This window comes from Stenotrophomonas maltophilia group sp. vghtpe118 (genome assembly GCF_052605195.1).
The window spans coordinates 2,176,007-2,188,412 of record NZ_CP199672.1 but is presented as its reverse complement, the minus strand read 5'-3'; the positions used below and the strand labels follow the sequence as shown (position 1 = coordinate 2,188,412).

The following is a 12,406-nucleotide window of genomic DNA, read 5'->3' as shown; positions in this document are numbered from 1 at the left end:
TTCAAAGCACACATTAGAGGATGCAGCAATGAGTCAGGGCAAGATCGTTCAGATCATCGGCGCGGTCGTCGACGTCGAATTCCCGCGTGAATCGGTGCCGAAGGTGTACGACGCACTGAAGGTCGAAAACACCGAGATCACCCTCGAAGTCCAGCAGCAGCTGGGCGACGGCGTGGTGCGTACCATCGCCCTCGGTTCCACCGACGGCCTGAAGCGCAACCTGGTTGCCGTCAACACCGGCCGCGGCATCTCGGTGCCGGTCGGCGCCGGCACCCTGGGCCGCATCATGGACGTGCTGGGCCGTCCGATCGACGAAGCCGGCCCGGTCGCTGCCAGCGACAACTGGGAAATCCACCGCGCTGCCCCGTCGTATGAAGACCAGTCTCCGGCCACCGAGCTGCTGGAAACCGGCATCAAGGTCATCGACCTGATGTGCCCGTTCGCCAAGGGCGGCAAGGTCGGCCTGTTCGGCGGCGCCGGCGTCGGCAAGACCGTCAACATGATGGAGCTGATCAACAACATCGCCAAGGCGCACAGCGGCCTGTCCGTGTTCGCCGGCGTGGGTGAGCGTACCCGTGAGGGCAACGACTTCTACCACGAAATGAAGGACTCCAACGTCCTGGACAAGGTGGCGATGGTGTACGGCCAGATGAACGAGCCGCCGGGCAACCGCCTGCGCGTCGCGCTGACCGGCCTGACCATGGCCGAGTACTTCCGCGACGAGAAGGACGAGAACGGCAAGGGCAAGGACGTCCTGTTGTTCGTCGACAACATCTACCGCTACACCCTGGCCGGTACCGAAGTGTCGGCACTGCTGGGCCGTATGCCGTCCGCGGTGGGTTACCAGCCGACCCTGGCCGAGGAAATGGGCGTCCTGCAGGAGCGCATCACCTCGACCAAGAACGGCTCGATCACCTCGATCCAGGCCGTCTACGTTCCCGCGGACGACCTGACCGACCCGTCGCCGGCGACCACCTTCGCCCACCTGGACTCGACCGTCACCCTGTCGCGTTCGATCGCCTCGCTGGGTATCTACCCGGCCGTCGATCCGCTGGACTCCACCAGCCGCCAGATGGATCCGCTGGTGATCGGCCACGAGCACTACGACACCGCCCAGCGCGTCCAGCAGACCCTGCAGAAGTACAAGGAACTGAAGGACATCATCGCGATCCTGGGCATGGACGAACTGTCCGAAGAGGACAAGCAGGCCGTGTCGCGCGCCCGCAAGATCGAGCGCTTCTTCAGCCAGCCGTTCCACGTGGCCGAAGTGTTCACCGGTTCGCCGGGCAAGTACGTGCCGCTGAAGGACACCATCCGTGGCTTCAAGGCCATCGTCGATGGCGAGTACGACCACCTGCCGGAGCAGGCGTTCTACATGGTCGGCGGCATCGAAGAAGCGGTCGAGAAGGCCAAGAAGATGGCCGAGAAGGCCTGATCCGGGACGGGCAGGAGCGATCCTGGCCGACCTGACGCCGGCGCCGGGCAACCGCCCGCGCCGGTGGACCCCCACGGTGGCATTGCGCCACCGCGAACAGCGAAGAGATTTGCATGAGCACGATCCGTTGCGACATCGTCAGCGCCGAGCAGGAAATCTTCCGTGGCGAAGCGACCCTGGTCGTGGCCACCGGTGAGCTGGGCGAACTGGGCATCGCGCCCAAGCACGCGCCGCTGATCACCCGCCTGAAGCCGGGCAAGGTGGTGGTGACCACGCCGAACGGCGAGCAGCTGGATTTCGCCATTTCCGGCGGCATCCTGGAAGTGCAGCCGCAGGTGGTGACCGTGCTGGCCGACACCGCGATCCGCGCGCAGGACATCGACGAAGCCTCGGTCCGCAAGGCCAAGGAAGAAGCCGAGCGCATCCTGGCCAACCGCGGCGAAGCGATGGAAGTGGCCGAAGCCCAGCAGAAGCTGGCTGAAGCCGTCGTCCAGCTGCAGGCACTGGAACGCCTGCGCAAGAATCTCAAGCACTGAGGTTCGCGCGTCATCAAGCACAGGCGCCGGCTAGCTGCCGGCGTTTTTGTTTGTTCGCCACAGGAGCAGGGAATGCAGCACTACTCGACAGCGATTGAAGGCGGCAGCTCGCAGCGGCCGTGGCGCACACCGGCAGGCGTGTTCCTGATTGCGTGGATCGTTCTGTGCCTGCCATGGCTCAGTGGCATCAAGACCATCCCCTTCGATGCCGTGCAGCAGTTCTTCCCGGCGGTCAGTTTCAGTGCCGAGCAGCTGCGTCACCTGCAGGCCCCCTGGTGGAATCCGTATCTCTACGGTGGCTACCCGCAGGTGGCCGATCCGCAGATGATGACGCTGCAGCCGACGATGCTGCTGCCGATGCTGCTGGCGCCGGGCTCCCTGCACCTGTTCACGGTGGTGGTGCTGCTGCATGTGCTGGCAGGCGGCCTGGGTGCACTGCGGTTGAGCCGCGTGCAGGGCATGCCGCCGCCGGCGCAGCTGCTGTTCGCACTCACGCTGATGTTTGGAGGCGTGGCCGCGTCGCGCCTGCAGCACACGCCGATGATCATCAGCTACTGCCTGCTGCCCTGGCTGTGGCTGGGCCTGGAGCAGGTCCGCCGGCGGGGACGGATGCGCGACATCCTGCTGGCCGGTGTGGCCGGCGGGATGTGTACGCTTCAACTGACCCAGGTCACCTATTTCATCATCCTCGCGTGCGTGATCTACGCAGTAGCTGCTGTCGTGCTGGCACAGGGGCAGCGCATGCGCCTGCTGTGGCAGCTGGGCGTGGTGGCCATTCTCGCCGGCGTTGTCAGTGCGCCGCAGTGGCTGTCCACGCTGGCTTGGCTGGACCAGACCAATCGCAATGGCTTGACGTTGGAAGCCGCGCTGCCGGGTGCCATCCACTGGCAGACACTGGTGACACTGCTGTCGGGCAACGTGTTCTCGCAGGGGCGCGGCGACAGCTGGGCCTTCGGTGATATCAGCGCCGATTACCTCTATGTGGGGGCAGTGCCGCTGGCGCTGTGGCTGCTCTGGGGCGGTGAGGTGCTGCGGCGCAAGCCGGCGGCGACGCGCATCGCGCTGTGTGCGCTGACGCTGGCGATCATGGTCGCGGTGGGTGGCGCGACGCCGCTGTTTCCTTGGTTGTTTGGCTGGCTTCCGGGGCTGGACCTGTTCCGGCGCCCATCCGATGCGCTGTTCCTTACCGTGCCTCCGGCGGCGTGGCTGGGTGCCAATGCCCTGCAGGTTGCCCTGCAGCGGCAGCCATTGCGATTGCATCGGGTGTCCGTGGCGGTCGTCGCAGTGCTGGGTGCGTGCGCTGCATGGCTGGCGATCGATCATTGTCATCCGCTCGCTTTCGCCTGGCTTGCGGTCAGCGCCGCGCTGGGCGTAGCCGCGGTGCGGGTGCTGCGCCGCCACCAGGCGCCTGCGCGCTGGGTGCTGGTACTGGTGCTGTTGGACCTGCTGCTGTTCAACGTCGGCACCAGGTTCAACGCGGGCAGCGGCACAAAGTCGGTGCTCACCGCCGATCGTGCGGGTCCTGCGCAGCGCGCCTATGCGCTGCTGGCGGCAGAGCGGCATGTCGGCATACCCGAGCGCGCGGTGGTCTTCGGCATCGGCGGACTCACCAACGGCGCGGCGGTGCATGCCATTGCGCTGGCAAACGGCTACAACCCGCTGCTGGCAAGCGACTATCTGCAGATGACCGGGATGCCGGGCGAGCCGGTGGATACCTTCCAGCAGAAGGTCCCCACTGCCTGGATGCCAGACACCGCTGCTCCCCTGTACGACCTGCTGGGCGTGCGTTGGCTGCTGGCTCAGGAGCCGTTTCCGGGCTCCAGCGCGCACGGCGACCAGGTGGAACTTGCGCGGCGTGACAGCGTGCTGCCACGTGTACTGAATCCGCGGCAGGTGCGCCGCCATGAGGAGCGTCTACCGCCTGCGCCGCTGTTCAACCAGACCGATTTCAACCGGCAGCTATGGCTGCCGGCAGCCGCCAGCAGCCACTGTGCCGAACAGGATGCCGGCGAGGCCACGGTGCAGGTGCTGCACTACCAGCCGGGACGCATCGAGCTGACGGTGGTGGCCGACCACGCAGCATGGGTGGTGATCAACGAAACCACCGGTCGTGGCTGGCAGGCGCAGCTTGAGGATGGCCAGGTACTGCCGCTGCTGCGCGGCAATGGCCTCTTCCATGCGTTGTGCGTGCCGGCCGGGCAGCATCAGGTGCGGTTGCGCTACAGCGCGCTGCAGCTGTGGCGTGAGGGACTGGGCGCGCCTGTGCCAGAGCCGTGACGCTGACCGCTGACCGCGATCAGCGATACACCACATGGCGCATCAACAGGAACGACACGCACGCCAGCCCGCCTTCCACCAGCGGCTTGGCCAGCCACGTGTACTGCAGGCCCAGCGCCTGGTCGACCAGGCTGACCAGCAGCGTGCTCGCTGCCGTCAGCAGCAGCCACAGCCCGAAGAAGCGTGCGAAGCGCTTCCATCCCAGCTTGCCGGCACCGGCCTCGGCAAAGGTGTAGCGGCCGTTGAGCCAGAAGCCCAGCAGCATGCCGGCCAGGCGACCGGCGATGTTGGCCGGCGCGACCGGCATGCCCAGCGCGGTGGCGACCACGAACACCAGCCAATCGACCAGCAGCTGCACGAGCCCGATCACAAGGTAGGTGCTTCCCTGGCGGAGCAGGCTCATCGGCATGGTGAAGGAGGAGGGATGCCCATGTTAACGGCCCACGCTCTAGAATCACCGGCAACGAACTACGGACTGCTGCTCCCATGACCCAAGCCCTGCACGTCATCATCCTCGCCGCCGGCGCCGGCAAGCGCATGAAGTCGGTGCTGCCAAAGGTGCTGCAGCCGATCGCCGGCCAGCCGATGCTGGCGCACGTGATCGATGCGGCCCGCGAGCTGCAGCCGGCGGCCATCCACGTGGTTTACGGCCATGGTGGCGAGGCGGTGCGTCGGTACTTCGCCGGCCAGCCCGACCTGCAGTGGGCCGAACAGGCCCAGCAGCTCGGTACCGGCCACGCAGTGGCGCAGGCAATGCCGCAGGTTCCCGACGCTGCGCAGGTGCTGGTGTTGTACGGCGATGTGCCGCTGATCCGCGCGCAGACCCTGCGCGACCTGCTCGCGCAGCCGGGCCGGCTGGCAGTGCTGGTGGCCGATGTCGATGACCCGAGCGGGTACGGCCGCGTGCTGCGCGATGCAGAGGGCAAGGTGGGCTCCATCGTCGAGCAGAAGGACGCCACCGACGACCAGCTGCGCGTGCGCACGATCAACACCGGCATCATCGCCGCAGAGTCGACCGCGCTGCGCCGCTGGTTGTCGCAGCTGTCCAACAGCAATGCGCAGGGCGAGTACTACCTTACCGATGTGTTCGCGTTCGCCGCGCATGAGTACACCCCGGCCGAGATGGCCCTGGTCGCCGATGCACAGGAGGCTGAGGGCGCGAATGATCCGTGGCAGCTGTCGCAGCTGGAACGCGCCTGGCAGCGCCGTGCGGTGCGTGCTCTGTGCGCTCAGGGCGCGCGCGTGCGCGACCCGGCACGCCTGGATATCCGTGGCACCGTCACCGTGGGCAGCGATGTGCTGATCGATGTCGACGTTGTTCTTGAAGGCAACGTCGTGCTCGGTGACGGCGTTACCGTAGGCCCGTTCAACCGGCTGAAGGACGTCAACCTGGGGCCCGGCACCGAAGTGCGCGCGCATTGCGACCTGGAAGGCGTGGTCACCGAAGGTGCCGCGCAGATCGGCCCGTTCGCACGCTTGCGGCCGGGTACCGTGCTGGCCGATGGCGTACACGTCGGCAACTTCGTCGAAACCAAGAAGGTCACCCTCGGCGCCGGCAGCAAGGCGAACCATCTCACCTACCTGGGTGACGCGGTGATCGGCAGCAGGGTGAACATCGGTGCCGGCACCATCACCTGCAACTACGATGGCGTGAACAAGTCGACCACCACCATCGGCGACAACGCCTTCATCGGCTCCAACACCTCGCTGGTGGCGCCGATCACCATCGGCGAGGGCGCGACCATCGCTGCCGGGTCGGTCATCACCCGCACCGCGCCGGACGGCAAGCTGACGCTGGCACGTGCACGACAGGAAACCATCGATGGCTGGAAGCGCCCGGTCAAGAAGTCCTGAGCCACGGGTGCCGCGCACCGATGAGCTGGGTGTGCTGCCGACGATCGAACAGCGTGCCGGTGAACTGCTGAGGGGCCACGAGGCCTATCCGGTGTTTGCCGGCCACGGCCTGGACCTGCCGACGCTGCAGGAAGGCCGTGAGCGTGGACAGCTCTGGGTGGTGGATGGCGCCGGCGGCGGCATTGCCGGCTACCTGCTGGCCGGCGACCTGGCAGGCGAGTTCCATGTCCTGCAGATGGATGTGGATCCAGCGCGCGCGCGTCGTGGCCATGGCCGTGCATTGCTGCGGCATGCCTTGGCGCAGGCCAGGGCCACCGGCTTTGCTGCAGCGGTGCTGACCACGTTGAGCGATGTACCGTGGAATGCAGCCTTCTATGCCAGCGAAGGATTCGTTGAAGTGCCGGAGGCGGAGTGGAACGATGGCCTGCGCGCCGTCATGGCCGAAGAGGCTGCGCTCGGGTTTCCGATGCACCTGCGGGTGGCGATGCGGCGGGTCTGGTAGGTGCCGACCCTGGTCGGCACATCCACGCATGGCGTGGATCTACCCGATTGGCCCGCTCACCCCACCGGCAACAGGATCGACACGCACAGCCCGCCATCACCGCGGTTCTGCAGCGACACCCGCCCACCGTGCGCCTCCACGATCTCGCGGGTCAGTGCCAGTCCCAACCCGGTACCGTTGCGCTTGGTCGAATAGAACGGCATCAGCGCGTTCTGAAGCACCTGCTCGTTCATGCCCTTGCCACGGTCCAGCACATCCAGGCGCAGCCATTGCGGCAACCGCGTCAGCTGCACCTGCACGTCATCATTGGGCGGATCGGCTTCGGCACAGGCTTCATGCGCGTTCTTCAGCAGGTTCAACAGCGCCTGCCCGAACTGCGCGATGTCGATCCGGCTGCTCAGTTCCTCGTCCGGTTCACGTTCCATGCTGAACGGAATCTGCTGGCGCAGGCTGGACAGGAAGGGCGCCCAGTGCACGGTCTGCAGTTGCGGTTGCGGCAGCTTGGCGAAGCGCGCATAGCCACGGATGAATCCTTCCAGGTGGCGCGCGCGGTCTTCGATGGTGGTGAAGATCTCCGGCAGCCGATCGAAGCGCTCGCGCTGCACCAGCACGCCACCGGAGTGGGCCAGCGAGGCGATCGGTGCCAGTGAGTTGTTGAGCTCGTGGCTGATCACCCGGATCACCTTCTTCCACGTCTGCACTTCCTGGCGGCGCAGTTCGGCGGTGAGCAGGCGTACCAGCAGCAGGTCGTGCGGGCGGCCGTTGAGCTGGAAAGATCGGCGTGAAAGGTGATAGACCTGTTCGTCGTCCTCATCGCCGTCTTCGCCTTCCGCATGCACCGCAAACAGGCTGTCGCCGCCACGGGCGATGGCATCGCGCAGCTCCACCGGCACCTGTTCCAGCACCTCTTCCAGGCGCTGGCCTTCCAGCTTCCAGCCGCCATGCAGCAGCTTGCGCGCGGCCAGGTTGGAGAACACCACGCGGGCGATGCCATCGCCGCCGGAAGCAATCAGCAGCATCGCCACCGGGGTGTTCTGTACCATGGTGTCCAGCAGCAGTTCGCGCTGCACCAGGCCCTGCCGCTGCTCGCGCAGCACGTCGCCCAGTTCGCGGTGCGCCTGCACCAGGTCACCCAGTTCGTCGTTGCCCGGCCAGTACACACCGAAGTTGTACTCACCGTCGCGGTAGCTGCTGGTGGTGCCGGCCAAGGCGCGCATCAATGAACGTACCGGCGCGGTGGCACGGCGCAGGGTCCACCACATCAGCGACAGCAGGATCAGCGCCGACACCGTGGTCACCACCCAGCCATGGTCCATCCAGTAGGCCAGCAGCCACGGCAACGCGGCGGCCAGCGCCAGCACCGGCAGCAGGCGCAGGAACAGGCGGAAGGTGAACGAGCGCCGTTTCATTCGCGTGGGATGCCGTGCCGGTCCATGCGCCGGTACAGTGCCTGGCGGCTCAGGCCGAGTTCGGCGGCGGCCTGGGCGATGACGCCGTGGTTGCGCGCCAGCACATCCTCGATGCGCGCACGGTCGGGATCATTGCCGGCACTGGGTGCCGGTCGCGGCGCAGGTGCGGCACGCGGCAGGTTCAGGTCGGCCACTTCGATGCGGTTGCCGGTCGCCAGCAGCTCGGCCCGCTGGATCACGTTGCGCAGTTCGCGCACGTTGCCGGGCCAGGGGTGCCGTTGCAAGGCCGCGGTGGCGGCGCTGGAAAGTGGCTTGCCGGCGGTCAGGAAGCGCTCGGCCAGGGGCACGATGTCGCCCGGGCGCTCGGCCAATGGTGGCAGTACCAGTTCCACCGTGTTGAGGCGGTAGTACAGGTCTTCGCGGAAGGTGCCGTCGCGGATCATCGCCGGCAGGTCGGCATTGGTCGCGCTGACCACACGGACTTTGACCTGGCGCTCGCGATTGGAGCCAAGACGCTCGAAGCGCCCTGTTTCCAGCACACGCAGGAGCTTCATCTGGCCGCCCAGCGACAGGTTGCCGATCTCGTCCAGGAACAGCGTTCCGCCGTCGGCGGCTTCGAACTTGCCCTCGCGTGCCTTGTTGGCGCCGGTATATGCGCCGGCCTCGGCACCGAACAGTTCGGCCTCGATCAGTTCCGAGGGCAGGGCGCCGCAGTTGACTGTGATGAACGGGCCCTTGGCCACCAGCGAGTTGGCCTGGATGATCTGCGCGATCTTCTCCTTGCCGGCACCATTGGGGCCGGTGATCAGCACCGGCAGTTCGGAGCGCGCGACCTGGCAGGCCAGCGCGATGATGCGCTCGCTGGCCGGATCGGCGAAGACCGCACCACACAGCTCGTACTTTTCTTCCAGCGCATTGCGCTGGCGCAGCTCACGGCTGCGGCGGCGGTCCAGCTCGCGCCGCGCCTCGGACAGCTCGAGCAGGTTGTTGACCGTGGTCAGCAGCTTGCGGTCGTCCCAGGGCTTGGCCAGGTAGTCGGCGGCACCGGCCTTGACCAGGTCCACCGCGCTGCTCAGGTGGGTCCAGGCGGTGAGCAGGATCACCGGCAGGTCCGGGTGGCGCGCGCGGATCTGTGCGAACAGGTCTTCGCCTTCTTCGCCGGAGGTGGTGTCCTCGCTGAAATTCATGTCCTGGATCACCAGGTCGACCGGCTGCGACTCGAGCAGGGCCAGCCCTTCGGCCGGGCTCTGCGCCTGCAGGGTGTCGATGTCATGCAGGGAGAACAGCACGTCCAGCGCGGTGCCCACGCTGGCGTTGTCGTCGATGATCAGGATCGAAGGCATCAAGCAGTTCTGCAGAAAGGGATGGGCGGCGCCGATGGAGCCGTGTTCGTATCCATACGCCGGGAGAGCCCGGCGCCACCCATCAAGCATAGCCAAAGCCGTGGCGACGAGGGCGGGCTGGTTTCAGCGCCGCGCTGGTGGAGGCGGTGGTGCCGGCGGTGGCGGAGCGACCAGCGCCAGCCGCCACGAGGCGGCGTCCACCGGCACGGTGAGCTCGCGTTTGTCGCGGCGCAGCAACAGGTACGCAGTCGGGGCACTGGAATGCCGCAGTGCATCGGCAAGATGCTCGATCCGCCGCACAGCCGTATCGTCCAGGCGCAGGATGCGGTCGCCGCTGCGCACGCCGAAGCGGGGGCTTCCGGACGCGCGGCTTCCACCCGTACCTGGCCCTCGGTCGAGCGGAGCGCCAGGCGGGCATCATCCTGGCGCCATTCCAGCGTCTGCGAGCTGCCACCGCCGGCCAGCGCCGGCAGTGGCAGCAGTGCCATCAACAGCATCCGGCAGGCACGCATCTCACGCGCCCCGCGTTGCAACTGCGGGCGGGACCGCTGCTGCGCGCCTGGCCGGCCCGAACACCGCGACCTGGCCCAGCACCCACAGCAGCAGCGCGCCCAGCGGCAGGTAGTACAGGGGCATGCGTGGCAGCTCGTACAGGTTCATCAGTGCCAGATTGATCGCGTAGGCCGCCAGCATGCCCAGCACGATCCCCAGCGAGGCCAGCAGGAAGTTCTCGGTCTGGAAGTAGCGCAGGATCTGCCCGCGGGTGGCACCGAGCGCGCGGCGGATGCCGATCTGCTTGCTGCGCTGCTGCACCCAGAAGCTGGCCAGGCCGATGATGCCCAATGCGGTGACCACCAGCAGCGAGATGCTGACGGTGATCAGCAGGCCAACCATCGCGCGGTCGTTCTTGAAGAAGTCCTTGCGCTGGTCTTCATAGGTCAGCTTGTCGCGCATCAGCCGGTTGGGGTCGTTGCGCTCCAGCGCGACTGCACCGGCGTCGAGCACTTCCTGGCGGCGTTCCGGCGAGGTGCGCAGCATGTAGGTGCCACCGTCGTCGAAGGTGCGCCGCACCGGCAGCAGCATCGAGTTGGTCCAGTTGTCATTCCAGCCATTGGGCGTGCTGAGCGTGTCGACGATGCCGACCACGTGCAGCGGCTGCTTGCCCATGTAGTAGGTCTTGCCCAGCGCGCTGCCGTTGGGTTCCATCTTGGCGGCAGTGGACTGGGTGAAGATCACCGGGATGGCCTTTTCCTTGGCGCCGCCCTTGCTGACGTCTTCGAAGTTCTGGTACTCGCCGGGCAGGAAGTCACGGCCGGCGATCAGGTTGATGCCCAACGTGGCCAACCCGTTCTCCGAGAGGGTGTACATCGAAGCGTTGGTGGTCGGCCGTTCCTGGTCGACCTCGCGCGAGATGCTGCTGCTGGACGAGCCGTTGCGGAAAGGCACCTGGTTGATGATGGTGACGTTGCTGACGCCGGGAAGCGCACGCAATGACGCCAGGTCCTCACGGGTGCGGGCCATGGCATCGGTCTGCTTGCCGATGCCGCTGACGCGGAGCATCACCAGTTCGTTCTCGGCGATGCCGCTGGGCATGCTGATCTTCTCCACGCGCTGGCTGACCAGGAACAGCGCGTTGCAGACGATGGCGCAGGTCAGTGCGACTTCCAGCACGATCAGGGCAGCGGCAGTCTTGTGCCGGCGCAGCGTGCTGAGGATGGGGCGGATGTCCATGGGAGTCCTCGTTCGGGTGCTTACTGCGACTTGAGCTGGATGGCCGGAGTGACCTGCATGGCGCGCCAGGCAGGCAGGAAACCGGCGGCAAGGCTGGCGAACAGGGTCAAGCCCAGCGCGAGCAGCAGCATGTTGCCGTCCAGGTGGGCCAGCTTTGCGTACTCCACCGGTTGCTGGCGCACCGCGAACAGGCCCAGCAGGGCCAGGCCGATGCCCAGCACGCCCCCGACCACGCCGACTGCGCCGGCTTCCACCAGGCACTGCAGGAAGATCTGGCCGCGGCTGGCACCGAGTGCGCGGCGCACGCCGATCTCACCACTGCGGCGCAGGAACTTGGCCAGCAGCAGGCCCACCGTGTTGACCAGGCAGACCCCCAGGAATCCCAGTGCCAGCCACAGCTGCAGGCGCACGTCGCTGGGCACCGCGCCGTTGAAGTCCAGCCATTCCATCACGGTGCGCAGGCGCACGTTCGGCGGGTGCTTGAAGCGGCCGGCCTGGCGCTGCTGGCTCGAATAGTTCTCCAGGTAGCGGCGGTAGTCGGCGGCCTTGGCCGGGTCCATCTCCACCCAGTACTGCAGCCACGCGCACGGCGCATTGAGCGAGTAGCTGTTGCCGTCGGGATTTTCGCCGAAGCAGTTCATGTTGCCGTTGCTGCCCAGTTTCAGGTCGAAGGACGTGGAAATCGGCAGCAGCAGGTCCTCGTTCTTGCCGTAGCTGCCGGTGGTCAGGTCGTAGAAGTGCGGCTCCGGGCTCCACTCCTTCATCACGCCGACGATGCGGTAGCTCTGGCCTTCCATGCGCAGGTCGCGGCCTACGCTGTTGGCGCCCTGGTAAAGCTTGTCGTTGAGCGCCTTGGAGATGACCACCACGCGTGCTCGGCCTTCGTCGTCCTCGCGCGTCCACGGGCGGCCGTACTGCATGGGCACCTCGAACATCGGGAAGAAATCGGCCGAGGTCCAGCGGGTGTCGATGCTGAAGGGCTTGAGGGTGCTGTTGTCCGGTTCGATGGTGCCGCCACCGCCGCTCATCAGCGCCTGGCGCTCGCCCCTGGCTTCGCGCAGCAGGGCTTCCCCGTCGAAGCGGGTCAACTGGGTTTCCGGCTCCTCGCCCGCGACATAGGCGCCGGTCGCGGCATCGAGCTGCACATAGAACAGCCGGTCACTCTTGCCGGGGATCGGGTCGCCGGACAGCACGTGGAACACGGTCAGGGTGGTCATCGAGGCACCGATGCCAAGGGCGATGGCCACCACCATCAGCGCAGTCAGGACCTTGTTGCGGCGGAAACTGCGTACCGCCAATCGGGCGTAGTAGGCGAACAT

10 protein-coding genes and 1 pseudogene are annotated in these 12,406 nt (G+C 66.7%); 5 read left to right on the top strand and 6 right to left on the bottom strand.

What is annotated here, in order from left to right:
• Nucleotides 1–28: 28 nt before the first annotated feature.
• From atpD to ACUDTM_RS09995, 3 genes are all read left to right on the top strand, one after another.
• Nucleotides 29–1,435 (top strand): F0F1 ATP synthase subunit beta, encoded by a 1,407-nt coding sequence (atpD, locus tag ACUDTM_RS10005; RefSeq protein WP_005419510.1) that lies wholly within the window; start codon nucleotides 29–31, stop codon nucleotides 1,433–1,435.
• Between the two features lie 113 nt (nucleotides 1,436–1,548).
• Complete coding sequence (locus ACUDTM_RS10000; RefSeq protein ID WP_005419509.1) at nucleotides 1,549–1,971, top strand: F0F1 ATP synthase subunit epsilon; 423 nt, start codon at nucleotides 1,549–1,551, stop codon at nucleotides 1,969–1,971.
• Between the two features lie 72 nt (nucleotides 1,972–2,043).
• Entirely contained in the window at nucleotides 2,044–4,248 is a 2,205-nt protein-coding gene (locus ACUDTM_RS09995; RefSeq protein ID WP_111007815.1) for a hypothetical protein, read from the top strand.
• Between the two features lie 19 nt (nucleotides 4,249–4,267).
• On the opposite strand, the gene ACUDTM_RS09990 is transcribed toward ACUDTM_RS09995, so the two are convergent.
• Nucleotides 4,268–4,651, bottom strand: a complete 384-nt coding sequence (locus tag ACUDTM_RS09990) for a GtrA family protein (RefSeq protein WP_061479886.1) — start codon at nucleotides 4,649–4,651, stop codon at nucleotides 4,268–4,270.
• A gap of 83 nt (nucleotides 4,652–4,734) precedes the next feature.
• Between ACUDTM_RS09990 and glmU the strand changes: the two genes are divergently transcribed.
• Together glmU and ACUDTM_RS09980 are read left to right on the top strand one after the other, a co-directional pair.
• Nucleotides 4,735–6,102, top strand: coding sequence for a bifunctional UDP-N-acetylglucosamine diphosphorylase/glucosamine-1-phosphate N-acetyltransferase GlmU (gene glmU, locus ACUDTM_RS09985; RefSeq protein WP_353080365.1), 1,368 nt, complete (start codon nucleotides 4,735–4,737; stop codon nucleotides 6,100–6,102).
• Nucleotides 6,071–6,604, top strand: a complete 534-nt coding sequence (locus ACUDTM_RS09980; protein WP_088496543.1) for a GNAT family N-acetyltransferase — start codon at nucleotides 6,071–6,073, stop codon at nucleotides 6,602–6,604. The genes glmU and ACUDTM_RS09980 overlap by 32 nt, the downstream gene beginning before the upstream one ends.
• Before the next feature lie 56 nt (nucleotides 6,605–6,660).
• Here the strand turns inward: ACUDTM_RS09980 and ACUDTM_RS09975 are convergent, their stop codons facing one another.
• The 5 genes and pseudogenes from ACUDTM_RS09975 to ACUDTM_RS09955 form a co-directional block, all read right to left on the bottom strand.
• The gene (locus ACUDTM_RS09975; RefSeq protein ID WP_005419497.1) at nucleotides 6,661–8,013 is read right to left on the bottom strand and encodes a sensor histidine kinase; all 1,353 of its coding nucleotides are present in this window, start codon (nucleotides 8,011–8,013) and stop codon (nucleotides 6,661–6,663) included.
• Nucleotides 8,010–9,356 carry a sigma-54-dependent transcriptional regulator gene (locus ACUDTM_RS09970; RefSeq protein WP_049411106.1) on the bottom strand — a complete coding sequence of 449 codons (1,347 nt, stop codon included), beginning with the start codon at nucleotides 9,354–9,356 and terminating at the stop codon, nucleotides 8,010–8,012. The genes ACUDTM_RS09975 and ACUDTM_RS09970 overlap by 4 nt, the downstream gene beginning before the upstream one ends.
• 123 nt (nucleotides 9,357–9,479) lie before the next feature.
• Nucleotides 9,480–9,853, bottom strand: a pseudogene (locus ACUDTM_RS09965) (PDZ domain-containing protein).
• A 16-nt stretch (nucleotides 9,854–9,869) separates the two neighbouring features.
• A complete protein-coding gene (locus ACUDTM_RS09960; RefSeq protein ID WP_072167217.1) occupies nucleotides 9,870–11,087 on the bottom strand; it encodes an ABC transporter permease in 1,218 nt (405 codons plus the stop codon).
• A 20-nt stretch (nucleotides 11,088–11,107) separates the two neighbouring features.
• The gene (locus ACUDTM_RS09955; protein ID WP_072167216.1) at nucleotides 11,108–12,406 is read right to left on the bottom strand and encodes an ABC transporter permease; all 1,299 of its coding nucleotides are present in this window, start codon (nucleotides 12,404–12,406) and stop codon (nucleotides 11,108–11,110) included.

Coding starts and splice junctions, on each gene's coding strand:
- atpD (WP_005419510.1), top strand. CDS start 29: ATGAGTCAGGGCAAGATCGTTCAGATCATCGGCGCGGTCGTCGACGTC.
- ACUDTM_RS10000 (WP_005419509.1), top strand. CDS start 1,549: ATGAGCACGATCCGTTGCGACATCGTCAGCGCCGAGCAGGAAATCTTC.
- ACUDTM_RS09995 (WP_111007815.1), top strand. CDS start 2,044: ATGCAGCACTACTCGACAGCGATTGAAGGCGGCAGCTCGCAGCGGCCG.
- ACUDTM_RS09990 (WP_061479886.1), bottom strand. CDS start 4,651: ATGAGCCTGCTCCGCCAGGGAAGCACCTACCTTGTGATCGGGCTCGTG.
- glmU (WP_353080365.1), top strand. CDS start 4,735: ATGACCCAAGCCCTGCACGTCATCATCCTCGCCGCCGGCGCCGGCAAG.
- ACUDTM_RS09980 (WP_088496543.1), top strand. CDS start 6,071: ATGGCTGGAAGCGCCCGGTCAAGAAGTCCTGAGCCACGGGTGCCGCGC.
- ACUDTM_RS09975 (WP_005419497.1), bottom strand. CDS start 8,013: ATGAAACGGCGCTCGTTCACCTTCCGCCTGTTCCTGCGCCTGCTGCCG.
- ACUDTM_RS09970 (WP_049411106.1), bottom strand. CDS start 9,356: ATGCCTTCGATCCTGATCATCGACGACAACGCCAGCGTGGGCACCGCG.
- ACUDTM_RS09960 (WP_072167217.1), bottom strand. CDS start 11,087: ATGGACATCCGCCCCATCCTCAGCACGCTGCGCCGGCACAAGACTGCC.
- ACUDTM_RS09955 (WP_072167216.1), bottom strand. CDS start 12,406: ATGTTCGCCTACTACGCCCGATTGGCGGTACGCAGTTTCCGCCGCAAC.